The 23,410-nt window shown below is 62.5% G+C and carries 30 protein-coding genes; 10 read left to right on the plus strand and 20 right to left on the minus strand.

Translation table 11 applies throughout. The features are described 5' to 3' along the window. Positions 1 to 35: 35 nt before the first annotated feature. Both FJ543_RS04005 and FJ543_RS04010 read right to left on the minus strand, forming a co-directional pair. Complete coding sequence (locus FJ543_RS04005) at positions 36 to 1,913, minus strand: methanol/ethanol family PQQ-dependent dehydrogenase (RefSeq protein WP_140873871.1); 1,878 nt, start codon at positions 1,911 to 1,913, stop codon at positions 36 to 38. Further along, a complete protein-coding gene (locus tag FJ543_RS04010) occupies positions 1,910 to 2,644 on the minus strand; it encodes a heme-binding protein (protein ID WP_224587218.1) in 735 nt (244 codons plus the stop codon). Before FJ543_RS04010 ends, FJ543_RS04005 begins: the two co-directional genes overlap by 4 nt. 275 nt (positions 2,645 to 2,919) lie before the next feature. Here FJ543_RS04010 and FJ543_RS31385 point away from each other — a divergent pair, with 275 nt between their 5' ends. After that, the gene (locus FJ543_RS31385; protein WP_157163660.1) at positions 2,920 to 3,057 is read left to right on the plus strand and encodes a hypothetical protein; all 138 of its coding nucleotides are present in this window, start codon (positions 2,920 to 2,922) and stop codon (positions 3,055 to 3,057) included. Positions 3,058 to 3,104: 47 nt separating this feature from the next. Further along, the gene (dusA, locus tag FJ543_RS04020; RefSeq protein WP_140873873.1) at positions 3,105 to 4,103 is read left to right on the plus strand and encodes a tRNA dihydrouridine(20/20a) synthase DusA; all 999 of its coding nucleotides are present in this window, start codon (positions 3,105 to 3,107) and stop codon (positions 4,101 to 4,103) included. 2 nt (positions 4,104 to 4,105) lie between these two features. On the opposite strand, the gene FJ543_RS04025 is transcribed toward dusA, so the two are convergent. After that, a complete protein-coding gene (locus FJ543_RS04025; protein WP_224587214.1) occupies positions 4,106 to 4,810 on the minus strand; it encodes a TIGR02281 family clan AA aspartic protease in 705 nt (234 codons plus the stop codon). Between the two features lie 10 nt (positions 4,811 to 4,820). Next, positions 4,821 to 5,051 (minus strand): DUF1289 domain-containing protein, encoded by a 231-nt coding sequence (locus tag FJ543_RS04030; protein ID WP_041163452.1) that lies wholly within the window; start codon positions 5,049 to 5,051, stop codon positions 4,821 to 4,823. 198 nt (positions 5,052 to 5,249) lie between these two features. On the opposite strand from FJ543_RS04030, the gene FJ543_RS04035 reads away from it, so the two are divergent. Next, positions 5,250 to 6,248 (plus strand): nicotinate-nucleotide--dimethylbenzimidazole phosphoribosyltransferase, encoded by a 999-nt coding sequence (locus FJ543_RS04035; RefSeq protein ID WP_140873876.1) that lies wholly within the window; start codon positions 5,250 to 5,252, stop codon positions 6,246 to 6,248. Positions 6,249 to 6,275: 27 nt separating this feature from the next. Here the strand turns inward: FJ543_RS04035 and FJ543_RS04040 are convergent, their stop codons facing one another. Further along, entirely contained in the window at positions 6,276 to 7,796 is a 1,521-nt protein-coding gene (locus FJ543_RS04040; protein WP_015317845.1) for a HAMP domain-containing sensor histidine kinase, read from the minus strand. 76 nt (positions 7,797 to 7,872) lie between these two features. Here FJ543_RS04040 and FJ543_RS04045 point away from each other — a divergent pair, with 76 nt between their 5' ends. The 4 genes from FJ543_RS04045 to FJ543_RS04060 all read left to right on the plus strand — a co-directional run bounded on the left by FJ543_RS04045 (position 7,873) and on the right by FJ543_RS04060 (position 10,355). Further along, a complete protein-coding gene (locus FJ543_RS04045) occupies positions 7,873 to 8,496 on the plus strand; it encodes a thermonuclease family protein (protein WP_140873878.1) in 624 nt (207 codons plus the stop codon). A 33-nt stretch (positions 8,497 to 8,529) separates the two neighbouring features. Continuing rightward, positions 8,530 to 9,141, plus strand: a complete 612-nt coding sequence (locus tag FJ543_RS04050) for a glutathione S-transferase (protein ID WP_140664545.1) — start codon at positions 8,530 to 8,532, stop codon at positions 9,139 to 9,141. Further along, entirely contained in the window at positions 9,081 to 9,755 is a 675-nt protein-coding gene (locus tag FJ543_RS04055; RefSeq protein WP_140824455.1) for a uracil-DNA glycosylase family protein, read from the plus strand. The genes FJ543_RS04050 and FJ543_RS04055 overlap by 61 nt, the downstream gene beginning before the upstream one ends. Before the next feature lie 108 nt (positions 9,756 to 9,863). Then, on the plus strand, positions 9,864 to 10,355 hold the full coding sequence (locus FJ543_RS04060) for an Lrp/AsnC family transcriptional regulator (protein ID WP_006205209.1): 492 nt from the start codon (positions 9,864 to 9,866) through the stop codon (positions 10,353 to 10,355). A 9-nt stretch (positions 10,356 to 10,364) separates the two neighbouring features. On the opposite strand, the gene FJ543_RS04065 is transcribed toward FJ543_RS04060, so the two are convergent. From FJ543_RS04065 to moaA, 12 genes are all read right to left on the minus strand, one after another. Then, positions 10,365 to 10,928: a DUF3299 domain-containing protein gene (locus tag FJ543_RS04065; protein ID WP_140873880.1), complete on the minus strand. Its 564-nt coding sequence runs from the start codon at positions 10,926 to 10,928 to the stop codon at positions 10,365 to 10,367. A 103-nt stretch (positions 10,929 to 11,031) separates the two neighbouring features. Beyond that, complete coding sequence (locus FJ543_RS04070; RefSeq protein WP_140873882.1) at positions 11,032 to 11,736, minus strand: DNA alkylation repair protein; 705 nt, start codon at positions 11,734 to 11,736, stop codon at positions 11,032 to 11,034. 5 nt (positions 11,737 to 11,741) lie between these two features. Further along, complete coding sequence (locus tag FJ543_RS04075) at positions 11,742 to 12,611, minus strand: NAD(P)-dependent oxidoreductase (RefSeq protein WP_140664534.1); 870 nt, start codon at positions 12,609 to 12,611, stop codon at positions 11,742 to 11,744. Positions 12,612 to 12,724: 113 nt separating this feature from the next. Then, entirely contained in the window at positions 12,725 to 13,549 is an 825-nt protein-coding gene (locus tag FJ543_RS04080) for an ABC transporter permease (protein WP_140790823.1), read from the minus strand. Then, positions 13,546 to 14,262 carry an ABC transporter permease gene (locus tag FJ543_RS04085; RefSeq protein WP_015317854.1) on the minus strand — a complete coding sequence of 239 codons (717 nt, stop codon included), beginning with the start codon at positions 14,260 to 14,262 and terminating at the stop codon, positions 13,546 to 13,548. The genes FJ543_RS04080 and FJ543_RS04085 overlap by 4 nt, the downstream gene beginning before the upstream one ends. A gap of 74 nt (positions 14,263 to 14,336) precedes the next feature. After that, positions 14,337 to 15,122: an ABC transporter substrate-binding protein gene (locus FJ543_RS04090; protein ID WP_015317855.1), complete on the minus strand. Its 786-nt coding sequence runs from the start codon at positions 15,120 to 15,122 to the stop codon at positions 14,337 to 14,339. Between the two features lie 159 nt (positions 15,123 to 15,281). Further along, on the minus strand, positions 15,282 to 15,791 hold the full coding sequence (gene mobB, locus FJ543_RS04095; protein WP_140619683.1) for a molybdopterin-guanine dinucleotide biosynthesis protein B: 510 nt from the start codon (positions 15,789 to 15,791) through the stop codon (positions 15,282 to 15,284). Further along, on the minus strand, positions 15,788 to 16,414 hold the full coding sequence (gene mobA / locus FJ543_RS04100; RefSeq protein WP_140790821.1) for a molybdenum cofactor guanylyltransferase MobA: 627 nt from the start codon (positions 16,412 to 16,414) through the stop codon (positions 15,788 to 15,790). The genes mobB and mobA overlap by 4 nt, the downstream gene beginning before the upstream one ends. A gap of 53 nt (positions 16,415 to 16,467) precedes the next feature. Beyond that, positions 16,468 to 17,388 carry a DMT family transporter gene (locus FJ543_RS04105; protein WP_140874457.1) on the minus strand — a complete coding sequence of 307 codons (921 nt, stop codon included), beginning with the start codon at positions 17,386 to 17,388 and terminating at the stop codon, positions 16,468 to 16,470. 178 nt (positions 17,389 to 17,566) lie between these two features. Next, positions 17,567 to 17,926, minus strand: coding sequence for a hypothetical protein (locus tag FJ543_RS04110; RefSeq protein WP_015317859.1), 360 nt, complete (start codon positions 17,924 to 17,926; stop codon positions 17,567 to 17,569). 136 nt (positions 17,927 to 18,062) lie between these two features. Continuing rightward, positions 18,063 to 18,536 (minus strand): hypothetical protein, encoded by a 474-nt coding sequence (locus FJ543_RS04115; protein ID WP_140873884.1) that lies wholly within the window; start codon positions 18,534 to 18,536, stop codon positions 18,063 to 18,065. A 55-nt stretch (positions 18,537 to 18,591) separates the two neighbouring features. After that, positions 18,592 to 19,587, minus strand: a complete 996-nt coding sequence (gene moaA, locus FJ543_RS04120) for a GTP 3',8-cyclase MoaA (RefSeq protein ID WP_140664526.1) — start codon at positions 19,585 to 19,587, stop codon at positions 18,592 to 18,594. A gap of 193 nt (positions 19,588 to 19,780) precedes the next feature. Between moaA and FJ543_RS04125 the strand changes: the two genes are divergently transcribed. Both FJ543_RS04125 and FJ543_RS04130 read left to right on the plus strand, forming a co-directional pair. Continuing rightward, complete coding sequence (locus tag FJ543_RS04125) at positions 19,781 to 20,134, plus strand: DUF971 domain-containing protein (protein WP_015317862.1); 354 nt, start codon at positions 19,781 to 19,783, stop codon at positions 20,132 to 20,134. 64 nt (positions 20,135 to 20,198) lie between these two features. Continuing rightward, a complete protein-coding gene (locus tag FJ543_RS04130; RefSeq protein ID WP_140873886.1) occupies positions 20,199 to 20,810 on the plus strand; it encodes a pyridoxamine 5'-phosphate oxidase family protein in 612 nt (203 codons plus the stop codon). 16 nt (positions 20,811 to 20,826) lie between these two features. On the opposite strand, the gene FJ543_RS04135 is transcribed toward FJ543_RS04130, so the two are convergent. After that, complete coding sequence (locus FJ543_RS04135) at positions 20,827 to 21,279, minus strand: MarR family transcriptional regulator (RefSeq protein ID WP_140720439.1); 453 nt, start codon at positions 21,277 to 21,279, stop codon at positions 20,827 to 20,829. 47 nt (positions 21,280 to 21,326) lie between these two features. Here FJ543_RS04135 and FJ543_RS04140 point away from each other — a divergent pair, with 47 nt between their 5' ends. Next, positions 21,327 to 22,238, plus strand: a complete 912-nt coding sequence (locus FJ543_RS04140; RefSeq protein ID WP_140873888.1) for an alpha/beta fold hydrolase — start codon at positions 21,327 to 21,329, stop codon at positions 22,236 to 22,238. Between the two features lie 12 nt (positions 22,239 to 22,250). Here FJ543_RS04140 and FJ543_RS04145 read toward each other — a convergent pair whose 3' ends face one another. Both FJ543_RS04145 and FJ543_RS04150 read right to left on the minus strand, forming a co-directional pair. Continuing rightward, positions 22,251 to 22,646 carry a rhodanese-like domain-containing protein gene (locus tag FJ543_RS04145; protein ID WP_140873890.1) on the minus strand — a complete coding sequence of 132 codons (396 nt, stop codon included), beginning with the start codon at positions 22,644 to 22,646 and terminating at the stop codon, positions 22,251 to 22,253. A gap of 63 nt (positions 22,647 to 22,709) precedes the next feature. Continuing rightward, a complete protein-coding gene (locus FJ543_RS04150) occupies positions 22,710 to 23,324 on the minus strand; it encodes a TetR/AcrR family transcriptional regulator (protein ID WP_140873892.1) in 615 nt (204 codons plus the stop codon). Positions 23,325 to 23,410 lie beyond the last annotated feature (86 nt).

Here is a 23,410-nt window from a genome sequence, read left to right on the forward strand (position 1 = left end):
CCTTTCGCACCTGGCGCGAGGGCCGCTCGAGTGCCTCAGGGGAGCCGGAACACATAGAGCGTGCCTCCCGCCGTTGTCGCGTCCTTGAGATCCTTCATCGCGTTGACGAAACCGAGGGCAGCGGTGGCGTCGCGCGGATCGAGATCGCCGGACACGATGGCGCCGGCCCAGCCGCCTACACCCGACAGGATCGCCACATATTGGTGTCCGTCGGGGCCGCGATATGTGATGGGCTGGCCGATGATGCCGGACGACGTCTTGAATTGCCAAAGCAGCTCGCCGGTTTTGGCGCTGACCGCCTTGAACCAACCCTCCATGGTTCCGTAGAAGACGACATCGCCGGCGGTCACGACCGCGCCGCTCCACACCGGGAAGTTCTCCTTGAGGCTCCAGGCGGGCTTCTCCGCGGCGATGTCCCAAGCGGTGAAGGCGCCCCGGTTCCCACCAGGCCCGGGGATCATGCGCACGTTCATGCCGACATAGGGCGTGCCGGCGATGTAGTTCACCTCGACGCCTTCTTCGTCCATGCACAGATTGTTATGCGGTATGTAGAGCAGCCCTGTCTTCGGCGAGAAGGCGGAAGGCTGCCAATCCTTGAGCCCCGATGCGGTCGGGCAGATGTCGCGGACGACCTTGCCGGTACCGGTCTTCTTGTCCGGATTTTCGACCAGACGGCCGCTGTCGAGGTCGACACCCTTGCTGGAATTGACGGGGCCGTAGGGCTTCGCGGACAGCACTTCGCCGGTGGTCCGGTCGAGAATGTAGAGATAGCCGTTGCGCTCGGGCCGGACCAGCACCTTACGCGGCTTGCCCTGCCAGTTCATGTCGAGAAGGACCTGCTCATTGATCCCGTCATAGTCATGGAGGTCATGCGGGCTCCACTGGTAGAACCATTTCGCCGCTCCGGTATCAGGGTCGCGGGCGAAAATCCCTGACGTCCATTTGTTGTCGCCGGGCCGCAGATCCGGGTTCCACGGTCCGGGGTTGCCGGTGCCGTGGAAGATCAGGTTGAGATCCGGGTCGTAGGAAATCCAGCCCCACATGTTGCCGCCGCCGATTTTCCAGGCTTCCGGCGGCCATGTCGTGACGCCAAGGTCCTTGCCCTTGTCCATGTCGTAATGCGGCTTGAAATCGGGGCCGATCAGCACGTCCTTGTCCGGTCCGGTGCCGTAGGCCGTCCAGACGACATGACCGTCGCCGGCGTCAAGCGCCTTGACCCAGCCGCGGACGCCCATCTCGCCGCCTGAATTGCCGACCAGCACTTTGCCTTTCACCACCAACGGCGCCATGGTGATGGTCTCGCCTATGTTGATGTTGCCGATATGGGAGTTCCAGATCGGCTGACCGGTGTTCGCATCGAGTGCGATGGTGTGACCGTCCAGTGTGTTGAAGAAGATGCGCCCGTCCGCGAAAGCCGCGCCGCGATTCACGACGTCGCAACAGGCAACCCCTTGCGCCGCGGGTTCGGGATTGGGTTCGAACTTCCATTTCATCGGCGCGCCTGGCTTGGTGAGGTCGAGCGCGTAGACCATGTTGGGGAAGGGGGTCACGATGTACATAGTGCCGCCGACGACCAGCGGCGCCGCTTCCTGGCCTTTGTTGACGCCGGTGGAGAAGGTGAAGGCCACCTGCAGGTTCTTGACATTGCCTTCGTTGATTTCCGTGAGCTCACTGTAGCGGGTCGACGCGTAGTTCTTGGCCGGCATCGTCCATTGCCCATCGTCGCGCGGTGCGGCGGAAGCCGGCGGCGAGATCGCCGACGGTGGCGGAGCTTCGGAAGCGCTCGTCAGCAGAGGAGTGCAAGCCAGCAGCAACCCCGCAAGGAAGCTCTGGAGACGTTTTCTAGCTGCCGCCGGGCGGTTCGTGCGTACCGCGTCGACGCAGGGTGTTGCACACCGCGCTGCTTGCTTCATTTCGGTGTCGCGCCTCCGACGCCTGAACCGATTTCCGCTGCGATGTCGGCCTCGGTGCCCGAGCATAGCGGGTGACCCCAGCCGGAGGCGCTTTTTCCGCCGGGATCGAGATCATAGATGATGGCATCCTTACGGTTGGGATTGACGCCTGCCGGGACCTTGTCGAGGCCGAGAGCCGCGCGAACGCGCCAGGCGACATTGTGGTCGGCGCAAGAGGAATCGCCACTGACGCCAAGCGCGCCGACGATCGTTTTGCCGTCGTAAAGGGCCAAGCCCCCGCCAAACACGACGACGCCGCCGATAGGCTTGCCGACCAACGGATCGTTGGCGCTGCCGAAGGTTTTGGGATCGCCCGCATAAGCCGCGGCTTGATTGACGGGGTTGGTCGCCTGCAGCCCGAACAGCGGCCCACCCGGTTGCACGCCAGCGTAGAGATTGGCCGTCGACAGGGCCATTTGAGCCAGGCTGAGACCATTGGCGGTGTTGGCTTTCTCCGCTGCGACGAGCCGACTGCCCGGCCATTGCGAATCGACTGCCGGGCCGCTGAACGCAATCGCGCAGACAGTGCCATCGCGGGCAACGATCGCGCCCCATTCGTTGGTTTCAAAGCCGCCATTGGCTGGTCCGCCGCTTGCCTTCACATTGGCTTTGAGGACTGTAAGCAGCCTATCGTGATCGGCCGGACAAGCCTGCTGCGCCATGGCCCTGTCATCGTGGAGCAGGTCGCCCATCAGCAACAACAAACCAAAGGCAGATACGAAAAGCTGACAGCGATACATTGTCTTGGGCATTCGTTCGAACATCAAAGAGAACCCTGGCAGATCGTGGAACGCGAGCAGGCGTCCGTGCCTAACTCGCACAATGCTTCTATGTTCCTGCTTTGGAAAAATTCGTGCAGTTGGATTTGGAGGCTGGTGCTCAGCCATGCTGTCCGTGTCATCCCAAGCCTCTTTTGGCGGGCGATAAACCCGGACAACTCATCTGCTACCTAATCTGGACAACTCATGTGCTTACGACACAGATCGGAGAGGGACTTGCCTACATCGCACATGTCGTCGATATGAAGGTCGATGAATTCGCCGAAGGGCTTCAGGCGCGCTATACGGGACTTTGTCAGCGTCTCACCATGATCGACTTGGCGTAAATTCGTGTGCACCCGGCAGGGTCTAGCGTTTTGGAATGTTAAAGAAAATGCTGACAAATCAACAATATAGACTGGCTATTGCACCCATGATGGACTGGACGGACCGCCATTGCCGGTTCTTCCATCGCCAGCTGACGACACATGCGCTGCTTTATACCGAAATGGTTGTGGCCGACGCGGTTATCCACGGCGCGCGCGAGCGGCTGCTTGGCTTCGATGAGGTGGAACATCCCGTCGCCCTGCAACTTGGCGGCTCCGATCCGGCAAAACTTGCCGAAGCGGCGCGCGTTGGCGAAGCCTTTGGTTATGACGAGATCAATCTCAATGTCGGCTGCCCGTCCGACCGCGTCCAGTCGGGCACGTTCGGCGCTTGCCTGATGAAAGTACCCGACCTCGTCGCAACCTGCGTCGCGGCGATGAACGCGGCGGTGACGGTGCCAGTCACGGTCAAGTGCCGCATCGGCGTCGACGAACAAGATCCGGAGCCGGCGCTCGATGCGCTGGCGAATGGGGTTTTCGATGCCGGCGCCGATGCCTTGTGGGTGCATGCTCGCAAGGCCTGGCTGGAAGGGCTGAGCCCCAGGGAAAATCGCGACATCCCGCCGCTAGACTATAACAGGGTTTATCGGTTGAAGGCTGGAAAACAAAGCAAATTCATAGGCATCAATGGCGGTATTCAGTCTCTTGGCGAGGTGCGGCTGCATCTCGATCATGTCGACGGAGCCATGCTCGGCCGCGCCGCGTACCACACACCAGGCATTCTGGCCGGTGTTGACGCCGCCTTCTACGGTGCGCGGTCGGAAGCGTTCGATTTCGCGGCACTGATCGATGCGATGGCGGACTATGCGGCGCACCATATCGAACAGGGCGGCCGGCTCGGCCATATTACCCGCCATATGGTCGGGCTGTTTCACGGGCTGCCCGGCGCGCGCCGCTACCGTCAGATCCTGTCCACCGACGCGACCCGACCCGGGGCCGGGGCGGATATGCTGAAGACGGCTTTCGCGGCTGTCGAACTCGGTGGAGCGGCCGCCGAAGCGGCCTGAGCTCAGTCCCTGAGGATCATCCGGTCGCCACGCACGTCGAAGCCCGACAGCGAACCGATGAAGTTCATGCCAAGCAGGCTTTGGCTCAGCATGCCGGGAGCGGCGATCATCACCGGCATATCCTTGCGCACGATGCCGCCGATCGCCAGTTCGTCGGTTTTGACCGCCGCGGCGCGCGCCATGCCATTGGCGGTCGAAACCGGTATCGTGTAGTTGAGCGCCGCGGGATTGAAGCCTGCGGCCTGGGCGTCCTCCGAAGTCAGAACCGTGCTGGTGGCGCCGGTGTCCACAACGGCGCGAACCGCGTTGCCGTTGACCAGGATGCGCGCTTCGAAATGGCCATTGTCGGCCTTGTCCAAGGTCACGGTGGCGTGGCCGTCTTCGACACCGAGCGCCAGCGGGCTGCCGGGAACGAGGCCGGCGGTCACCCGGCTGGCGACGTCCTGCAGCTCGTAGCGATATTGATAGCCGGCGATCAGCGCGAGCACGATAGCCGCCCAGGCGCCGAGGTTGCGGGCCATTACTCCCAGCGGAGCGGACCGCAGCAAGCCGGCGCCGATAAGGGCGCCGAAAGCCCCAAGCCAGATCAGCCGGCCAAAATCGTAATTCTCGACGCCGAACGTGCTGCCGGCGGAATCGTTGAGCATGAGCAGGGCTGCCCCTACACCGATCACCGCCATCACAACCCAGAACAGCCGGCTGCTCACTCGTCCCTCGCTAGAGTGCGTCGCGTTCGCGTGCCATGCGGGTGCGGCGCGTTTCCCGGCGCGGCCGGCGCTCGACGGTTTCGAGCCGGGCTGGCAGTTCGGCCATCACGCTGCGGCGCGTCTCGGGCGTCATCCCTATCCAGGCGCCGATCTCCTCGCGCGTGCGGCCGCAACCGAAGCAGAAGCCGGTTTTCATATCGATCGAACAGACCAGGATGCAGGGAGATTCGATGGCGGTCATGACTTTCTCTCGGTGGACCCGGTCCGGAATCCGCTCTTCCACCTCCACATGGTGCAATGGCAAAGCCAATGCAAGCCCTCCCGATCGCGCCTTCCGTGGCCGCCTTTGCGGCAAATCAGGAAGGACGATCGAGGAGGTTGTGCCGGTCACGCAAGACAGCTATTCCGCTCCTCTGCTCCAGCAACGATTGTTCGCGACATGACCAGTGCACTGCCTTTCGATGATTTCCGCGACCTGCTCGGCAATCTGCCATTGGCCGACCTCAAAGCTGAAGCGCGCGTGCGCACACTGTTTGCCAAGGCCGATAAGCCTGAGAATTCGCTTGGCCGCGTCGAGGACATCGCCGCCTGGCTCGCAGCCTGGAGCGGTCGCGCTCCGCCTGCCGTGACCAGGCCCCTGATGGCTGTCTTTGCCGGCAACCATGGCGTTGCCAGGCAAGGCATTTCGCCGAGGCCCGTGGCGGCGACCGCTAACGCGGTCGAGCTTTGCGCGGCCGGCGGTGCGGCGATCAACCAGATCTGCATTGCCAACGACCTCGGTCTGAAGGTGTTCGATCTTGCCCTGCACATCCCGACCGGCGACATCACCGAGGACGCCGCGCTCGATGAGCGCGGTTGCGCCGCCACCATGGCCTTCGGCATGGAGGCGATTGCCGGCGGCACCGACCTGCTTTGCCTCGGCGATCTCGGCGTCGGCAATTCCACCGTCGCCGCCGCCCTGCTCGCCGCGCTTTTGGGGGGCAGGGGTGCCGACTGGGTTGGCCCGGGATCCGGCGCCGACGCGGCGATGCGGGCTCGCAAGGCAGAGGTGGTCGATGCGGCGCTGGCCTTTCACGGCCGCCATCTAGAAGATCCGCTTGAGGCGCTGCGCCGGGTGGGCGGCCGCGAGTTCGCGGCGATAGCCGGCGCAATCCTTGCCGCGCGGATGCAGCGGATACCGGTACTGCTCGATGGATTCGCGGCAACGGCAGCCGCGGCGGTGCTGCATGCAGCGAACCCCGCAGCCCTTGATCATTGTCTTCTCGCCAGCCTGTCGCCGGAGTGCGCGCATGCAAGGGCGGCCGAGCACCTCGGGCTGCGTCCGCTGCTCGATCTGGGGATCGGCCACGGCGAAGGGGCGGGAGCCGCTCTAACGGCTGGGCTGGTCAAGGCGGCGGCACTGACCAGTTCGGGCATGGCGGCGGCTGTGCGGGGTTGACCACGCGGCACCAGCGTTACGGGGTCCTTACCGCCGTCGCGCGGCCACCGCTGCGGTCGGCAGCGCCGGCAGTTCTTCCATCACCCGGCTCAGCGGGAAAATAGCGATCGCCTCGGTGCCTTCGCGCAGCTTGGAATGAAGCTCGAACTCGCCGCCATGCATGGCGAGCAGCCCTTGGACGATCGGCAGGCCAAGCCCGGTGCCTTGCTCGGCGCTCTTGATGGCGATCGAACCCTGGCCGAAGGCTGAAAGCACGACCGGAATCTCGTCTTCGGGAATGCCCGGACCGTTGTCCTTGATCGAAATGTATTGTCCGCCGCCCGCCGTCCAGCCGACCCGGACGCGGATTTCGCCGCCGGTGGCGGTGAACTTGATGGCATTGGACAGAAGGTTGAGCGTGATCTGGCGCACGGCGCGCTCGTCGGCGAACAGCCGCGGCAATGTCTGTTCGAAATCCTGGATGACGCGGATGTCCTTGTTGCGCGCCTTCAACTCCATCATGTGGCAGCAATCCTCGACGATGTTGAGCAACATGACCGGCTCCTCGTTGAGCTGGTAGCGGCCGGCCTCGATGCGCGATAGGTCGAGGATCTCGTTGATCAGGTCGAGCAGATGCTGGCCTGAGTCATGCACGTCGTGGGCGTAGTCACGATAGGTGGGATTGCTCATCGGCCCGAGGACTTCGTTCGCCATCACCTCGGAAAAGCCGAGAATGGCGTTGAGCGGCGTGCGCAATTCGTGGCTCATCGAAGCGAGGAAACGCGATTTTGCCAGGTTGGCGTCCTCAGCCCGCCGCCGCGCCTCGTCCGACATCGACTTCGCCGTCTCCACTTCGGCGATCAGCGCGTCCTTTTCGGAGCGGAACGACAACAGCAGCAGGGAGAAGCGATTGAGGTGACTGGCAATATAGGCGAAGAAAGGCAGCGACAGGACAAGCAACGCGGCCATGATGGCCTCGACCGGCATCCACGACTTGGTCGCGGCATAGGCGTAGAGCGCCACTGGAACCGCGAAGGTCGCCAGCAGTGCTCCGCCCAGGGACGAGGCCATGAGCGCCGTCCCTGCCATGGCAAACAGCAGCACCACCGCCTTGACCGCCTGGAACTGGTCGACCTCGCAGGCCCCGCAGCCCAGCCAGACGAACCAGGCCCAGCCCAGACCACAAAGGAAATGGCCGACCAGGAATTCCCTTCGCGTTTGCAAGGCGTTAAGTTCGGAAGCTTCCGTGCGCTCGATGCGCCGCGCCATGAAAACGACGATCGTATAAGAGGTCAGCGTAAACAACGCCCAGAGCCCGATCTCATTGCCGACACCGGCCAGACGACCGGCCGCGGCGATCGCCAGGACGAGCATCGGGATGACGACGGCACCGCTGGTCATCGCCTGGGCATGGAGCTTCAGCAGCTCGCGGTCGAAATCGAGATTGCCGGCCTGCTGCGAAAGACGGTCGCGCGTCTTGCGAACCGCGCGCGCGACATCGCTGTTGCGATGCCGTTTCCTGCGGTCCACAATGAACTTGTCCGCCGTGTTCGAGCGTTGCAAGGGCATCAAAAGCTTCAATTTATGCGCGCAGCGATTTCAAGGTGTTAAGCTACGTTCGAATGATTAACCAACCGTTTGCCATATGAGCCGTTCGTGGTCGCCAAGGTCGCGCCCGAGGTACGCGGCAGCGCGCCCGAGAAGTCCGTGGCGAAAGCTGCTGGATTACGGGCTGACCGTCATCATTCTGGGGCTGCTGATCCTGCTTGCGGCGCGTCTCGATCGAGTGGAGACACGCAAGACGCAAGGTACAGCCATCATCAATGACGGCGATTCGATCACGCTCGGCACCGAGCGCATCCGCATGCGCGGCATCGACGCCCCGGAATACACCCAGACTTGCCACAAGAACGGCGCCGATTATGCCTGTGGCACGCTGGCGCGCCAGTCGCTGGTGCGGCTGATCGCAGGCAGGCCGGTCACCTGCAGCGGCTGGCAGCGCGACCGCTATGGCCGGTTGCTCGGCGACTGCAAGGCCGGCGGCACCGACCTAAACCGCGCCCAGGTCGAGGTCGGCTGGGCCGTTGCCTACGGCGCTTTCGAAGGCGAGGAAGCGACGGCCCGCGCGGCCAGGGTTGGCATCTGGGCGGGCACGTTCGACCTGCCACAGGACTGGCGCGACAGTCACCACGGCGAGGTCGTCGAGCGAAAACATGGCACACTGGCGTCGATCGGCGACGCGGCGCGCGAGATCTTTCGCTTCTGGTGAAGCGTGTCTGGCGGAAGGAAGAGGAGGATCGAAATGAAGCTGTTCGACGGCGGCCGGGCACCCAACCCTCGGCGGGTTCGGGTTTTTCTCGCCGAGAAGGGAATCGCGGTTCCGTTGGTGCCCGTCGACATGGGCGCGCTGGAACACAAGCAGCAGCCAATAAGCTCGCGCAACCCGCTGCGGCGCCTGCCGGTGCTGGAACTCGATGATGGCACCATCCTCACCGAATCCGTCGCCATCTGCCGCTATTTCGAGGAACTCCATCCCGAGCCGGCATTGTTCGGAAACGGCGCGCTTGGCAAGGCGCAGGTCGAGATGTGGCAGAGGCGGATGGAGTTCAACCTGCTCAGCAGCGTCACGCAGGCTTTCCGCCATGTCCATCCCGCCATGAAGGAATGGGAAATTCCGCAGGTCCCCGAATGGGGTGAGGCCAACAAGCCGAAGGCGGTGGAGTTTCTCATGCTGCTCGATGCTGAACTCGGCAGTCGTGAATTCGTCGCCGGCGACAGCTATTCCATTGCCGACATCACAGGGCTGATCGCGATCGACTTCATGAAGCCGGCACGCATCAAGGTGCCGGAGGAATGCACCAATGTGTCGCGTTGGCATCAGGCAATCTCCAGCCGGCCGAGTGCCGCTGCTTGAGCGTGGAACTGGACAGATTCGCCGCGACGGTCCGCGCTTGCCGCATCTGCGCGGACGATCCCATCGGCAAGCCGCTGGCGCATGAGCCGCGTCCGGTGCTGCGACCCTCTTCCAGCGCCCGTATCCTGATCGCCAGCCAAGCACCGGGAACCAAGGTGCATCTGTCGGGCATGCCCTTCACCGATGCTTCGGGCGACCGTTTGCGGACTTGGCTTGATGTGACCAGCGACGAATTCTACGACATCGAGAAATTCGCCATCGTGCCGATGGGCTTCTGCTTTCCCGGACAGGACGGCAAGGGCGGCGACCTGCCGCCGAGGCGCGAATGCGCCCCGGCCTGGCGCGCGCCCTTGATGGCGCTGATGCCGCGGATCGACCTGGTGCTGACGATCGGCATCTACGCGCAGACCTGGCATATGGGCGCGGCGCGGCGCGCCTCGCTGACGGAAACGGTGATGGACTGGCGCGCCATCTGGGAGAATTCCGTCGGCCCCAAAGTGCTGCCGCTGCCACATCCATCCTGGCGCAACACAGGCTGGTTGAAGCAGAATCCGTGGTTTGAAATGGATTTGCTGCCTTTCCTGCGCTCGGAAATCCGCTATCGCCTCGGTTAGGCATTGAGCAAGAAAACACTCGCTTTCGACGCAAGCGGCAGAATTTTTTTCTTGTGAATGGCCCAAATAAAAGGGAATATAGCGAAACTATTCCACCAGGAGCCTCCGATGGATCGCCTCGACCGAAAAATTCTCCGCCTGCTGCAGGAGGACGCGACGCTCGCGGTCGCCGATGTCGCCAAGAAAGTCGGCCTGTCGACCACGCCGTGCTGGCGGCGCATCCAGAAGCTGGAGGAGGAGGGCGTCATCAAGCGGCGCGTCGCCATTCTCGACCACGAGAAGGTCAATGTGCGGGTCACCGTCTTCGTGTCGATCCGCACCAATTCGCATAGTCATGAATGGCTGCGCCGGTTTTCCGAGGTTATCCAGGAATTTCCCGAGGTGGTCGAATTCTATCGCATGAGTGGCGACGTCGATTACCTCTTGCGCGTCGTGGTGCCCGACATTGCCGCCTACGACGCCTTCTACAAACGGCTAATCGCCAAGATCGAGATCCGGGACGTGTCGTCATCCTTCGCCATGGAGCAGATCAAGTACACGACCGAAATCCCGCTCGACTATATGGTGCTGGACAAGGAGTCGGGCGCGAACGCGGCCTGAGCCCTCCGTTCAATTCTTCTTCTTGTTGAGGAAGCTCCAGGGCGAGTTCACCGGCAACACAACGGAGTCCGGAACCGTGTCGACGCCCACGACATCTGCCTTGCGCACGGTGTAGCCGGACTGGATGACGCTGACGCCGTCAAGAATGAACAGCTGGCTCTTCTCCATGTCCGGGTTCAGGGCGCCGGTGACGGCAACCGACTGGTAGGCCTCGGACATCTTGTAGGGACGGGCCGGTGTGACCAGCACGATCTGGTTGGGCGGAGGCGTCGGCATGTGGCTGCACGCACCCGTCCATGGCACCAGCAGGAACTGATAAACGAGATCTCCGTCGCGATCGACCGGCAATGCATAGCCGGCTAATTGTATGGTCTTGTCGTGCAGGGCGACCGAGAGTGTCTCGCCATGATCCGGCAGTTTCGCCGCGATCATCGGCAAGCCGGCGTCTTCGGCGACGGCCTGCGTCGCCGGGCGCAGATCCTTCCAGAAGATGTGCGTGGTCTCGGCCGAAGCGCCCGCGGTGGAGAGTGCAAGCGCGGCCGCAAGCGCCAGGATCGCTTTGAAATGGTTCATGGTCGCATCCTTTGCGGGCGAGTAAAGACGCCGCTGTCGGTGGCGTCAATGCTCGAGCCGCGTCACATGTCGGCGAGAACCGGCTGCGGCAATCCCCGCCTTGTCAGGTCTTTCTGGTGGCGAGGCGTTCGTGGGTTTTGGCATGCGAGAGTTCTTTCACCGCATCCTTGCCGATCCAGCGCGCCGTCCTGTTCGCGGAGTTGGCAAGTTCCTGCGCCAGGGCAAGGGTAGGGCCATGCAAACCCACCGACCGTTTGCCGATTTGCCGCAGCGCCCAGTTGACCGCTTTCCTGACGAAATTGCGCTCGTCGCGGGAATGAGCCTCGACTAGCGGCAGGTAGGACAGAAACGTCGCGTCCGGCTCCTTTTTCAAATGCACTGACGCCCATGCCAGCATCGCGAAGGCCGTGCGGCGAACGAATTCGCGCTCGTCGGCGGCAAACTCCTCGACCAGCTGGCGCCAGAACAGCGTATCCACGAACAGATCCGAGACGGTGTCGACGATCTCCCAGGAATCGAAATCGCCGGCCCAGCGGCGGCACTCTCCGATGGTGATCTTTTTCGGCTCGCCGGTGAAGGCCGCCATCAGCCGTGCTTCGCGAACGCCGCTGTCCCACAGCGCCAGGAATCGCTCATGGTTGCGTTTCAGCTTGCGCGCCAAAGGCCGCAAATCCGCATTGGCGACACCGAGCGCGGTCGCGGTGTTGATACCGAACCGCCCCATGCCGGCGCGGACTTCCTCGGTTCCGATCGAATGCAGATGAGCGACGATGTCCTGCGCGGTCCAGCCTGGAACGGGCAGGGACACTGCGCCTACTTCTCCAGCCGCGCCAGCAGCGAGGACGTGTCCCAGCGCTTGCCGCCCATCGCCTGCACGTCCTTGTAGAACTGGTCGACCAGCGCGGTCACCGGCAGCCTGGCGCCATTGCGATCGGCCTCTTCAAGGCAGATGCCGAGATCCTTGCGCATCCAGTCGACGGCGAAACCGAAGTCATATTTGCCGGCATTCATGGTCTTGTGCCGGTTTTCCATCTGCCAGGAACCGGCCGCGCCCTTGGAAATCACCTCGATGACCTTCTCAATGTCGAGACCTGCCTTCTTGCCGAAATGGATGCCTTCCGAAAGCCCCTGCACCAGCCCGGCGATACAGATCTGGTTGATCATCTTGGTGAGCTGCCCGGCGCCCGCCGATCCCATCAGTCCAACCATGCGGGCAAAAGCGTCGATAACTGGCCTGGCCCTGTCGAAGGCGGCCTCATCGCCGCCGACCATCACGGTCAGCACGCCGTTCTCGGCGCCGGCCTGGCCACCGGAGACGGGCGCGTCGAGAAATGAGAAGCCGCCCGATTGCGCGGCTTCGGCCAGTTCGCGCGCGACTTCAGCCGAAGCCGTGGTGTTGTCGATGAAGACCGAGCCTTTCTTCATCGCCTTGAAGGCGCCCGCGGGGCCTGTAGTCACCGAGCGCAAGTCGTCATCGTTGCCGACGCAGGAAAAAACGAAATCCTTGCCCTCGGCGGCCTGGGCCGGCGTCGCGGCAAAGCCGCCGCCATGTTGGGCGACCCACTGCTCAGCTTTGGCTTGGGTGCGGTTGTAGACGGTCACGTCGTGGCCACCCTTGTTCTTCAGGTGTCCGGCCATGGGATAGCCCATGACGCCAAGACCGAGAAATGCCACCGATGCCATGCCTTGTCCTTCCGACGGAAAAGAGATTTCAGCTGCGGAAGCTCTAGGCCATGCGACGAATTCGTCAAGGCGCGCGCTGCGGCATCGACTGGCACAGGCCGATCCGGAGCGGCTCAGCGATTGAGGTGGATCGTAATCCTGCGCTCGATCCATTCGACGCCATGGCGCAGGATTTCGACCATCACCAGATAGACGATGGCGACCCAGACATAGGCCTGGAAATCGAAGGATTTGGCGTAGGCAAGCTTCGCATTGCCCATCAGGTCATAGACCGTGATGATGGCGACGATGGCCGAGGCCTTGATCATCAGAACCAGTTCATTGCCGTAGGGCCGCAAGGCCACGATGAACGCCTGCGGCAGGATGACCTTGCGCAGCGTCTGCAGCTTGTGCAGGCCGAGCGAGGCAGCACCTTCCCATTGGCCCCTGGGAACACTCTCGATGGCGCCGCGGAGGATTTCGGCCTGGTATGCCGCGGTGTTGAGCGCAAAGGCGAACACGCCGCAGTTGAAGGCCTCGCGGAAGAACCACCACAGCCCGATGGACTCGAGCTGCAGCCGGAAAGACCCCAAGCCATAGTAAACGAGGTAGACCTGGACGAGCAGCGGTGTGCCGCGGAAGAAATAGACATAGCAATAGGCAAGGCCGGACAAGAACCGGTTCTTCGACATGCGGCCATAGGTGACGGGCAGCGAAAAGATCGCGCCGGCCACCATCGAGATCGCCACGAGCGACAGCGTGGTCCACAGTCCCTGCAGATAGGCGGGTGCATATCTGGCAAAGAACTCGCCATTCCAGGCGTAGGCGAGATAGGCGAGGATACCGAGGCCGAAGAGGATCCAGAGGCCGACGAGTGCGTAACCGACGATGCGGGTGCGCGGCCAGCCGCGTGCCCGCGGCGGCGGGCGGTCGACCGAGATCGCTTCCGTGACGCTCATCGTGCCTCCCTCCGCCCCAGCGAGCGCAAGATGAACCCGGTTGCGATCGAGGACAGGATCGCCAGGACGAGGAAAACCAGTGCGGCGACGCTGTAGAACAGGAAGGAATGCTTGGTGACACGTGCCGCCACGCCGGCATTGCGCAGGGTTTCAGCGAGGTTGACGACGGAGACGAGGGCGGTGTCCTTGAGCAGGCTCAGCCAGCAATTCTCAAGGCCGGGAAAGGCGATGCGCAGCAGCTGCGGCAGGATCACCTTGCGCATGGTAAGCCATTTCGACAGGCCGATTGCATAGCCGCCTTCATACTGGCCCTTCGGAATGGCGCGAAAGGCGGAGAGGAATACCTCGCTAGCGTAGGAAGAAAAGATCAGCGACAGCACGATCATGCCGGCGATGAAGCTGTCGACATCGATCGTTGCCTCGGGCTTGAAGAGGCGGATGACGTATTGCAGCAAGATGGGCATGCCGAAGAAGAACAGGAACAGCGTCACCAATTCCGGCAGGCCGCGAAACATGGTGGTGTAGATGTTGGCGGCCAGCCGCAGCGACGGTTCTTCGGACTGCTTGGCCCAGGCTACGAAAAAGCCGATCGTCAGGCCGATCGGCAGCGTTGCAAGCGCGAGCGCGATGGTGACCAACGCACCATAGGCAATATCGTCACTCCAGCCCTCCGGTCCCCAACTGAGCAGTGTCCATATGCTTTGGACTGGCATTGACTGGCCTTACCCCACGGCGCTCCCGAGATGAACAAGGCGGCAGGGGAACCCCGCCGCCTTGGCAATGATGATCAGGACTCGGCGCCGTAGACGTCGAACTTGAAGTACTTGTCGTTGATTTCCTTGTATTTTCCGTTGGCGCGGATGGCGTCGATGGCGGAATTCAGCTTGTTGACCAGGTCGGTATCGCCCTTTCGAACGGCGATGCCGGCGCCAGGTCCGAAAATTTCGACAGGTTGCGGCGAGGGCTGGCCGAGAATCTTGCAGCAGGCGCCTTCAGGCGAATCCAGAAACTGCTGCAGCACGACAATATCGTCCTCGATGGCGTCGAGACGGCCATTGGCGAGGTCAGCCTGTTCCTCGGGGCTGCTCGGATAGCCCTTAATGGTGCTGTCCGTGTAGGTCTTCGAGGCATAGTTGAAATGGGTGGTGGTGGTGGCGACGCCGATATTCTTTCCGGCGAGGTCTTCCTTGGTCACTCCCTTGAGCGGCGAATCCTTCGGCACGGCGATCGCCGACGGGGTGTTGTAGTATTTGTGCGAGAAGTCGACCTTCTGCTGCCTCTCCGGCGTGATCGACATCGAGGCCACGATGGCGTCGAACTTGCCGGCCTGAAGTGCGGGGATGATGCCGTCCCAATCCTGGGCGACGAAGGTGCACTTGACCTTCATCTCATCGCAAAGTGCCTTGGCGATGTCGATGTCGAAGCCGACAAGCTGGCCATCGGCGGTGAGGTTGTTGAAGGGGGGGTAGGCGCCTTCGGTGCCGATCCGCAGGGTCTTCTCCTGGGCCTGGGCTACGCCGAGCGTCAGCAGCGCAGCCGATGCGGCGAGCGCGATACGCAGTGCAATACGCATGATAGTCCTCTCTTTATGGTCCCGGCCGTCGTTCCGAAACGGCTCTGTGGGGCGGTGCTTTTTGACCGCCCGCTAGGCCGATACTCCCACTCTTTCCAAGAAAAAAGCAACCGCAAAACCGCCGAAATCGGTAATGGGCTTCTACCGTTACGTTACTTCTCAAGCAACGAGGCCGGTCGTACGCTCGATGAAGTCGGCTATGGATTTTGCGTCATCGAGGTCGAACACCGGCAGGCTCTGGTCGGCGATGGCGAAATCCGCGGCGACGGCGACAATATTGGGATCATCCACCGCAAGCGGCGTCCGGTCCTTCGCTTCCAGCCGCCTCGTTTCGATCTTGCGGTGGGATTCGCGCTTGTAGCCTTCGACCAGCACGATGTCGCAGGGGGCGAGCCGCGACAGGATGGCGTCCAGCGGCGGCTCCTGCTCGCCACGCAATTCGTGCATCAGCGCCCAGCGACTGCCCGATACGATCGCAACCTCGGTAGCACCCGCCTGCCGGTGGCGGAAGCTGTCGGCGCCGGGCTTGTCGATGTCGAAATGATGATGAGCATGTTTGACCGTCGAGACTTTCCAGCCGCGCCGCACAAGCTCCGCGACCAGCCTTTCCGTCAGTGTGGTCTTGCCGGAGTTTTTCCAGCCGGTGATGCCGAAGATGCGTCTGTTCATGGCGACATGCTCTGCAACAGCTGTTCAGCCTGGGCAAGATCGTCCGGCACATTGATGTTGAAGAAAGGATCGATTCCGGCGGATTGCGGGACAGGGAATTCCACGTCGACATGGCCGTGTTGTTCGATAAAGGTCGAAACGCGCCTGTTGTCCTCATCGACCAGGAAATGCCGCAAGGCTTCGCGGCATCCGGTTGGCCACAGCGCGAAGGTCGGATGCCGCCGGCCCGCCGAAGAGGCGACGGCGATCGAACCGGGGTGTTGATGCGCCGCCGCCGCAAGACGATCAACGAGATCCGGCGGCAGGAAAGGCGTGTCGCCGGCCGCTGTGACGATCGCCCTGCAAGGCGTGCCGGCGGCGGCCCATTCCAGGCCGGTCAGGATTCCGGCAAGCGGCCCGGCAAAGCCTTCGATGGTATCGGCAAGCACCGGCAGCCCGAACCGGGCGAACCGCGCCGGATCGCCATTGGCGCTGAGCGCCAGGGTCTCGAGCTGCGGGCCAAATCGCGACAGCACCTGGTCGAGCACGCAGCCGCCGCCCAGCGGCAACAACGCCTTGTCGCCACCGCCCATCCGCCTCGACTGGCCACCTGCCAGGATGAGCCCAGCAATATCCCGCTTCATGCTATCCAGCCTGTACGCCAGCCGCGGAAATCGCAAGCGGCTTCAAGGGGGTGCTAGAGTCCTTCCGGCGCCATGGCCGGGCCGGTGCTTTCGGCGACGATCTTTCGCCGGCCGACCATCCGCTCGCGATAAAGCGTATAGAGACCCGAGCCAACAACTATTGCCGCGCCGCCAATCATCGGCACGTCCGGTATGTCACCGAAAATAATCAAGCCAAGCAGTATCGACCAGAGGAGCGCCGTGTAGCGGAACGGGGCGATGAAGGAGATCTCACCCGATCGCATCGCCATGATGATGGATTGGTAGCCGATGAGCACCAGCACCGCGGCCAGCGCCAGCAGCGCCGTGCTTTTGCCGGTCATCGGTGTCCAGCCACCCATCGGCGTCAACAAAAACGCACCGACTACGGTCATGGCCAGCGCGGTGGCGGTCGAGACCAGCATCGTCGGGATGGCCTGGGGGATGCGCTTGGTGGCAAGGTCCCGCACCGTGCAGCAGGCGACGGATGCCAGCGCCACCAGCGAGTAAATGCTGAAGCCCTCGAAACCCGGCCGCACGATGATGATGACCCCGGCAAACCCGATGGCGATCGCCAGCCAGCGCCGCCAGCCGACCGCTTCACCGAAAAACAGCGCCGCGCCCATCGTCACCGCCAGCGGCAGCGCTTGCAGAACGGCCGAAACGCTGCCGATCGGCAAATGGGCGAGCGCGACCAGGAAGGACACCGTAGCGCCCGCCTCGCCCAGGACACGGACCGCCACCAGCGGCTGCAGCATCAGGCGCGGCTGAAAAAGTGCGCCACGTTGCCAAGCCAGCAGACCGACGAACAGCGAGGCGAACGCCCCTCTGATCAACATGACCTGCGCCATGTTCATCGACTCAGAAGAGTATTTGGTGATGGCGTCGTTGAGCGTGAAGCCAACCATCGCTACCACCATGAACAACGCGCCGCGAAGATTTGGGGAAAGGGGCAAGACATCTACCGGTTGCTTTGGCAAGCAAGGCTGTAACAGCCCGCCACGAGACAGCAACGGCAAAGGGCTGGGCCAGGACCCGATATCCATCTTCGCCGGCGTGAAACCATCCCGGACGAGGTATGAATTCTGTCGGAAGGCGGCAACGCCTCCCGACACGGTGCGGACGAGGGATTGTCTACTTCTTGGGTGACAGCACCTCGGTGCCGTTCCCCTCCTTGCCGGCGATGGTCCACAGACCATGCAGCGACCCGTCATCCTCGACCTTGTAGACGACGAGGCCGATATCCTTGCCCATTTCGTAGCCAGCGGAGAATGCGTTGTCGTTGCGCATGCAGATGCCATCGGAAGAAGAACCGCCGGTCTCCCAGTGGATCGTGCAGGTGGTGCCGCTGGTCAGCGTGATGGTGGCTTCGCCGCCATAGGACGAACCATCGAAATTGGTGCCGGCAACGGTGTAAGTGCCGCCGATCGACTGGGCAGCCGCCGGCAGGGCAGCCAAGCCGAGCAAGGCGAAAGCGAGAAGAAGTTTGCGCATGATGTAATCCCCCGAAAATGCGATGAATCGCTACGGAACGGAGGGTAGGCGGGAAACCATGACCAGTAAATCAGACCGACATTTGCCGACAGAGATTTGTTTGCGGTGTGGCTAAAATACTCTTGGCTCGAACGGTTCATGGCCCCTTGAGGCTGCCAGCGATGGCGCCGACCAGCGGGTCATATTTCGATTTCAGCGCCGGCGGATAGTCGATCCAGACCGTGCGGATGACGCCATCCCCGTCAAACAGCCGCCGCTCATAAAAAATCTTTCCGTCCTTCACGCCCGACAGCACCGCCCAATCCTTGCCGGCCTTGCCGTAGGTGACCTTGTAGCCAGGCTCATTGCTCGTCTTTTCGCCGACGACAAAGTCTCTCGGCGTCTCATGGTCGATGTTGAGGATGCCGGAGCATGTCAGGCTGGCGCCGTCCGCGCTCAGCCATACCTGACCGTCGCCATTCTCAGGCTCGGGCTGGCGATCGGTGAAGATATCGTCGGGGAAGGTGCAAACGGTGCCGAAGCGCTCGTTCACGTAGGTGGATTGCGCGGCAAACGCGGTATTCGCCGAGACCGCGGCAAGAGATATGACGATTGAGTAGAGCCGTCGCATGCCTTGCCCCGAAGCCGATGATTGCACGGCATTCTCGCACGGACAGGAGACAAGGTCAGCCGCCGGTGACACTCATATGCCGAGACACCGACGGACGGCTGGTGCGGCGGTCGATGATGAAGTCATGGCCCTTCGGCTTGCGGCCGATGGCTTCGTCTATAGCGTCGGCAACCAGTTCATTGCCTTCGGACGCGCGCAACGGAGCGCGTAGGTCGGCCGCGTCTTCCTGGCCAAGGCACATATAGAGCGTGCCCGTGCAAGTCAGCCTGACCCGGTTGCAGCTTTCGCAGAAATTATGCGTCATCGGCGTGATGAAGCCGAGTTTTCCGCCGGTCTCGGCGACTTGGACATAGCGGGCCGGGCCACCGGTCTTGAACGGAATGTCGGTCAGCGTGAACTGGCGCTCGAGTGATGCGCGCAGCAGCGACAGCGGCAAGTACTGGTCGGTGCGATCGGCGTCGATCTCGCCCATCGGCATGGTTTCGATGACGGTAAGGTCCATGCCGCGACCATGCGCCCAGCGCATCATTTCGGGCAGCTCGGCGTCGTTGAAATCCTTCAGCGCCACCGCGTTGAGCTTGACTTTCAATCCAGCCGCCTGGGCGGCATCAATGCCCGCCATGACCTTGCCGAGATGACCCCAGCGGGTGATGGCGTGGAACTTGTCGGCATCGAGCGTATCGAGCGAAACATTGATGCGCTTGACGCCGCAATCGGCGAGTTCCGCGGCGAAGCGCGAAAGCTGCGAACCGTTGGTGGTCAGCGTCAGTTCTTCCAGTGCGCCGCTGTCAAGGTGCCGGGAAAGCTGGCGCACCAGATGCATGATGTTCTTGCGCACCAGCGGCTCACCGCCGGTGAGGCGCAACCGTTTGACACCCTTTTCAATGAACACGGTGCAGAGCCGGTCGAGTTCTTCCAGCGACAGCAGGTCTTTCTTGGGCAGGAAGGCCATATCCTCGGCCATGCAATAGGTGCAGCGGAAATCGCAGCGGTCGGTGACCGACACTCTGAGATAGCTGATCGTGCGACCGAAGGGGTCGATCATGTTCATGTTCGAGCGTTTCCGTGGCCGTTAACGGCGCCGTTATATACAGCTATGTGATACGATCCAGCCCGCCATTCAAGATAGCCGACCTCGATCTTTGGTAACATTCCGCGACCGACATTGCGTGTCGGCACGATCCCATACCTTTTCGCTTGGCGCGAAGCAGCGTAGGGAAGGGCAAATTCAGGCAGGATCGATCATGACGGCTCCGAAAGAACTGAGGGTCTCCAAGGACCGCAAGCTGCTCACCGTGACCTTTCCCGGCCACCAGCCGTTCGAGTTGCCGGCCGAGCTGCTGCGCGTCGCCTCACCGTCGGCGGAAGTGCAGGGCCATTCGCCCGAACAGCGGGTGACGGTTCCCGGCAAACGCGATGTGGCCATCCTGAAGATCGAGCCGGTCGGCAACTATGCGGTGCGAATCACCTTCGACGACTTCCATGACACCGGCATCTTCACCTGGAATTACCTGCACACGCTCGGCCATGAGAAGGATGCGCGCTGGAATGCCTATCTCGCGGAACTCGACGAGAAGGGCCTGAGCCGCGATCGTTAGCCGCCATTGCGTCGTCAAAACGTCACCGATCGGGCGTAGGGGGCGGAACGGGAGACGGAAAAAAATGTCGGTCATCACCACAGTCGAACAACTCGAAGCCCTTTACGGATTGCCGGGCGAGGCCTCGGTGGTCAAGGAACTCGACCATGTCATTCCCGAATACGCCGCCTTTATCGAAGCCTCGCCCTTTGTCGCGCTAGCCACCAATGGCCCGGAGGGGCTGGATTGTTCGCCGCGCGGCGATCTCGCGGGCTTCGTGCGCATCGTCGATGCGAAAACGCTGATGATGCCGGACCGGCGCGGCAACAACCGTGCCGATTCGCTGAAGAACATCATCAGGGATCCGCGTGTCGGCCTGCTGTTCCTGGTGCCGGGCTCCGGCACGACGCTGCGCATCAACGGCCGGGCCCATATCACCACGGACCCAGCGTTGTGCGCGTCGTTCATGGTCGACGGCAAGCCTGCGCGTTCGGTCACCGTGATCGATGTCGATTCGGTCTATTTCCAGTGCGCTCGCGCCATCGTGCGGTCGGAACTGTGGAACCCTGCCAAGCATGTCGACCCGAAGTCGCTGCCGACACCCGGAAGGATTTTGGAAATCACCAGCCGCAAGAATATCGACGGCGAAACCTACGACAGGGAGTGGCCGGAGCGGGCGAAGAAGTCGATGTGGTGATCGCCTGGAAGCGCGATCACGCCTCGTTCAGCACGTCATAGATCTTGCGCATCTGCTCGCCGATCATGTCGCATTGTTCCGGCGTCGACTGGCTCATCGCCTTCTCGATCAGCGCCATATGCACTTTCAACGCCCGCATCAGCAGCGCCTCGCCGGCTTCGGTCAGCGTAAGCCGCAAGATGCGCTTGTCCTTCTCATCGCCTTCGCGCCGCAGCAGGCCACGCGTCTCCAACTGCGGCAACAGCATAGTGATGTTGGAGCGGCCCACGAGCAGCTTGCGGGCGAGGTCGTGCTGCGACATGCCCGGGTGGCGGTAGAGGTTCATCAGCACGTCGAGCTGCGCCGGCTTAAGGTCGAGCGGCGCAAGTTTCACCGCCAGCGTGCGCTCCAGCACATGGCAGGCGCGCGCCACCGCGACCCAGTTGCGAAAACGCGGGTTGTCCCAGGGTAGCTCTTGTTTATTGTTCATCTTTGAACTATTATGTTCATGCTTGAACGTATGGATGGATTCTGACTATGGCATCATTCGGGCTGAAGGTCATCCGAGGTGTGTTTGGTGCGGCCGAACATGTCGCGCCGCGCATCACCGGGCGTGCGGCTTTCGAATTGTTCTGCCGTACGCCAAGCACCAGGACACTGACCGACGGCGAGCGCCGCGCCATCGACCGCGCCGCGGAGTTCATGGCCGAGGCGCGGCATCACCGGCTGAAGACCGCGACCGGCTGCGTCATGGTTCATGAATTCCGCCCCGAGCCGGGCCGCGAGTCCGCCGGCACCGTCCTCGTCATCCATGGCTGGCGCTCGCGTACCGAATATATGCGCGTGCTGATCGAAGGTTTTCGCGCCGCCGGCTACAAGGTCGTCTCACTCGATCTTCCCGGTCATGGCCATTCGCAGGGCAGGCACCTGAACATGGTCAATGCCGTCGAAGCCGCAAGAGTGGCCGGCGAATGGTTTGGGCCGTTCGTGGCTGCCGTCGGCCATTCCTTCGGAGGTGCCGTTGCCGCCAATGCCATCGCCGGCTCCGTCAAGGACATCCCGCCGCTGTCGGCCGCACGTCTTGTGCTGATCGCGGCACCAAGCTCGCTGCCGGCAATCTTCGCCGACTTCAGCCGCATGCTCAATGTCGGTCCCCGCTCGCAGGTCGCCATGGCTGACCGCGTCGAATATCTCTCCGGCCGGCCGTTGCACGAATTCACCGGTGACCGGCAGCTCGCCCAGGCGCCCGTGCCGACGTTGGTCATCCACGCGCCCGACGACCGGGAGGTGCCGGCTGCACATGCACGACGCTATGCCGGCGCCGGCGACCATGTACGGCTGCACTGGGCCGACGGGCTCGGCCATCGCCGCATTCTGGCCGACAAGGGCGTGGTTGAACGCGCCGTCGGCTTCGTGACCGTGCAGCAGAACCCGTCGCTGCTCCACTGAGCGGCACTCAGGCTATTTCTTCTTGTCTCCGGGCTCTACAGGCAGTCCGGCAGCCTTCCAGGCCGTGTAGCCGCCGAGGATGTGTTTGACCGGGGAAAGACCCATGTCCTGCGCCGTCTTGGTGGCCAGCGCTGAACGCCAGCCGCCGGCGCAGAAGAAGATGAAGCTTTTTCCGGAAGCGAAGAAGGGCTTGTGGTAGGGGCTTTCGGGATCGATCCAGAACTCCAGCATGCCACGCGTGACGTGCTTGGCGCCGGGAATTCTGCCGTCGCGTTCGATTTCACGAGGATCGCGCAGATCGACGAAGATGGTGTCTTCGTCCTCAAGCAGCCCTGCCGCTTCCTCGGGCGAAACCACTTCGATCTCGGCGTTGGCCTCATCCAGCAGTTCGCGATACCCTTTTTTCACGTGGTTCCCTCCGGCCGCAGGTTTGCTGGCAAGTCGGATTTCGAGCACAACGGATGGTGTTTGTCACGCCTCGACGGTGCCGGCCATGGTCTTCCAAGCGGCCATTGCCCCGGCTACCGTCGCCATCAGGGCGGCGCGGGAAGCGCCGTCACGCGCCTGAATCGACATGCCATGCTGGACCGTTGCGAAAAAGGTCGCGGCTGCAAGGCAATCGAAGTCGGCAGGCAATTCACCCTCGGCCACGCCGCGCTGCAGACGCTTCTTCAGCGCGGCTAGATTCTCGGCGCGCCGGCGCCGCAAATCCGCGCAGATCGCGCCCCGGCTCGAGTCTTCGTGCAGCGCACCCAGCGTAATCAGGCAGCCCTGCGGACGATCGCTTTGCGAATAGGCCTTCGCGGTCCGGCGCAAGAACCGCTCGATCGCAAGCCGCGCCGTTGGCGCCTCTTCCAGCGCGAGCCAGATGTCGGCGCCCTCAATGCGGGAATAGAGATCGGTCGCCTCGAGGAACAGGGCCTCCTTGCTGCCATAGGCGGCGTAGAGGCTCGGCGAATTTATGCCCATTGCCACGGCGAGATCGCTGATCGATGCGCCTTCATAGCCCTTGGCCCAAAACACGTCCATCGCGCGCCGCAAGGCCGCGGTTCGATCGAAGGTTCGTGGACGGCCTCTTTCCGACATGATGCTCTTTTCTGTGTTGATCGATACATAAATGAGTTGACGCGGCCAGGCAAGGCTGGCAGGTATTTATGTATCAATCGCTACAT

Origin of the sequence: Mesorhizobium sp. B2-5-7, from assembly GCF_006440875.1 — a bacterium.
GTDB classification, from domain to species: domain Bacteria; phylum Pseudomonadota; class Alphaproteobacteria; order Rhizobiales; family Rhizobiaceae; genus Mesorhizobium; species Mesorhizobium australicum.

Coding starts and splice junctions, on each gene's coding strand:
- FJ543_RS04005 (WP_140873871.1), bottom strand. CDS start 1,913: ATGAAGCAAGCAGCGCGGTGTGCAACACCCTGCGTCGACGCGGTACGC.
- FJ543_RS04010 (WP_224587218.1), bottom strand. CDS start 2,644: ATGGGCGACCTGCTCCACGATGACAGGGCCATGGCGCAGCAGGCTTGT.
- dusA (WP_140873873.1), top strand. CDS start 3,105: ATGCTGACAAATCAACAATATAGACTGGCTATTGCACCCATGATGGAC.
- FJ543_RS04030 (WP_041163452.1), bottom strand. CDS start 5,051: ATGACCGCCATCGAATCTCCCTGCATCCTGGTCTGTTCGATCGATATG.
- FJ543_RS04035 (WP_140873876.1), top strand. CDS start 5,250: ATGACCAGTGCACTGCCTTTCGATGATTTCCGCGACCTGCTCGGCAAT.
- FJ543_RS04040 (WP_015317845.1), bottom strand. CDS start 7,796: ATGCCCTTGCAACGCTCGAACACGGCGGACAAGTTCATTGTGGACCGC.
- FJ543_RS04045 (WP_140873878.1), top strand. CDS start 7,873: ATGAGCCGTTCGTGGTCGCCAAGGTCGCGCCCGAGGTACGCGGCAGCG.
- FJ543_RS04050 (WP_140664545.1), top strand. CDS start 8,530: ATGAAGCTGTTCGACGGCGGCCGGGCACCCAACCCTCGGCGGGTTCGG.
- FJ543_RS04055 (WP_140824455.1), top strand. CDS start 9,081: ATGCACCAATGTGTCGCGTTGGCATCAGGCAATCTCCAGCCGGCCGAG.
- FJ543_RS04060 (WP_006205209.1), top strand. CDS start 9,864: ATGGATCGCCTCGACCGAAAAATTCTCCGCCTGCTGCAGGAGGACGCG.
- FJ543_RS04065 (WP_140873880.1), bottom strand. CDS start 10,928: ATGAACCATTTCAAAGCGATCCTGGCGCTTGCGGCCGCGCTTGCACTC.
- FJ543_RS04075 (WP_140664534.1), bottom strand. CDS start 12,611: ATGGCATCGGTGGCATTTCTCGGTCTTGGCGTCATGGGCTATCCCATG.
- FJ543_RS04080 (WP_140790823.1), bottom strand. CDS start 13,549: ATGAGCGTCACGGAAGCGATCTCGGTCGACCGCCCGCCGCCGCGGGCA.
- FJ543_RS04085 (WP_015317854.1), bottom strand. CDS start 14,262: ATGCCAGTCCAAAGCATATGGACACTGCTCAGTTGGGGACCGGAGGGC.
- FJ543_RS04090 (WP_015317855.1), bottom strand. CDS start 15,122: ATGCGTATTGCACTGCGTATCGCGCTCGCCGCATCGGCTGCGCTGCTG.
- mobB (WP_140619683.1), bottom strand. CDS start 15,791: ATGAACAGACGCATCTTCGGCATCACCGGCTGGAAAAACTCCGGCAAG.
- mobA (WP_140790821.1), bottom strand. CDS start 16,414: ATGAAGCGGGATATTGCTGGGCTCATCCTGGCAGGTGGCCAGTCGAGG.
- FJ543_RS04110 (WP_015317859.1), bottom strand. CDS start 17,926: ATGCGCAAACTTCTTCTCGCTTTCGCCTTGCTCGGCTTGGCTGCCCTG.
- FJ543_RS04115 (WP_140873884.1), bottom strand. CDS start 18,536: ATGCGACGGCTCTACTCAATCGTCATATCTCTTGCCGCGGTCTCGGCG.
- moaA (WP_140664526.1), bottom strand. CDS start 19,587: ATGAACATGATCGACCCCTTCGGTCGCACGATCAGCTATCTCAGAGTG.
- FJ543_RS04125 (WP_015317862.1), top strand. CDS start 19,781: ATGACGGCTCCGAAAGAACTGAGGGTCTCCAAGGACCGCAAGCTGCTC.
- FJ543_RS04130 (WP_140873886.1), top strand. CDS start 20,199: ATGTCGGTCATCACCACAGTCGAACAACTCGAAGCCCTTTACGGATTG.
- FJ543_RS04135 (WP_140720439.1), bottom strand. CDS start 21,279: ATGAACAATAAACAAGAGCTACCCTGGGACAACCCGCGTTTTCGCAAC.
- FJ543_RS04140 (WP_140873888.1), top strand. CDS start 21,327: ATGGCATCATTCGGGCTGAAGGTCATCCGAGGTGTGTTTGGTGCGGCC.
- FJ543_RS04150 (WP_140873892.1), bottom strand. CDS start 23,324: ATGTCGGAAAGAGGCCGTCCACGAACCTTCGATCGAACCGCGGCCTTG.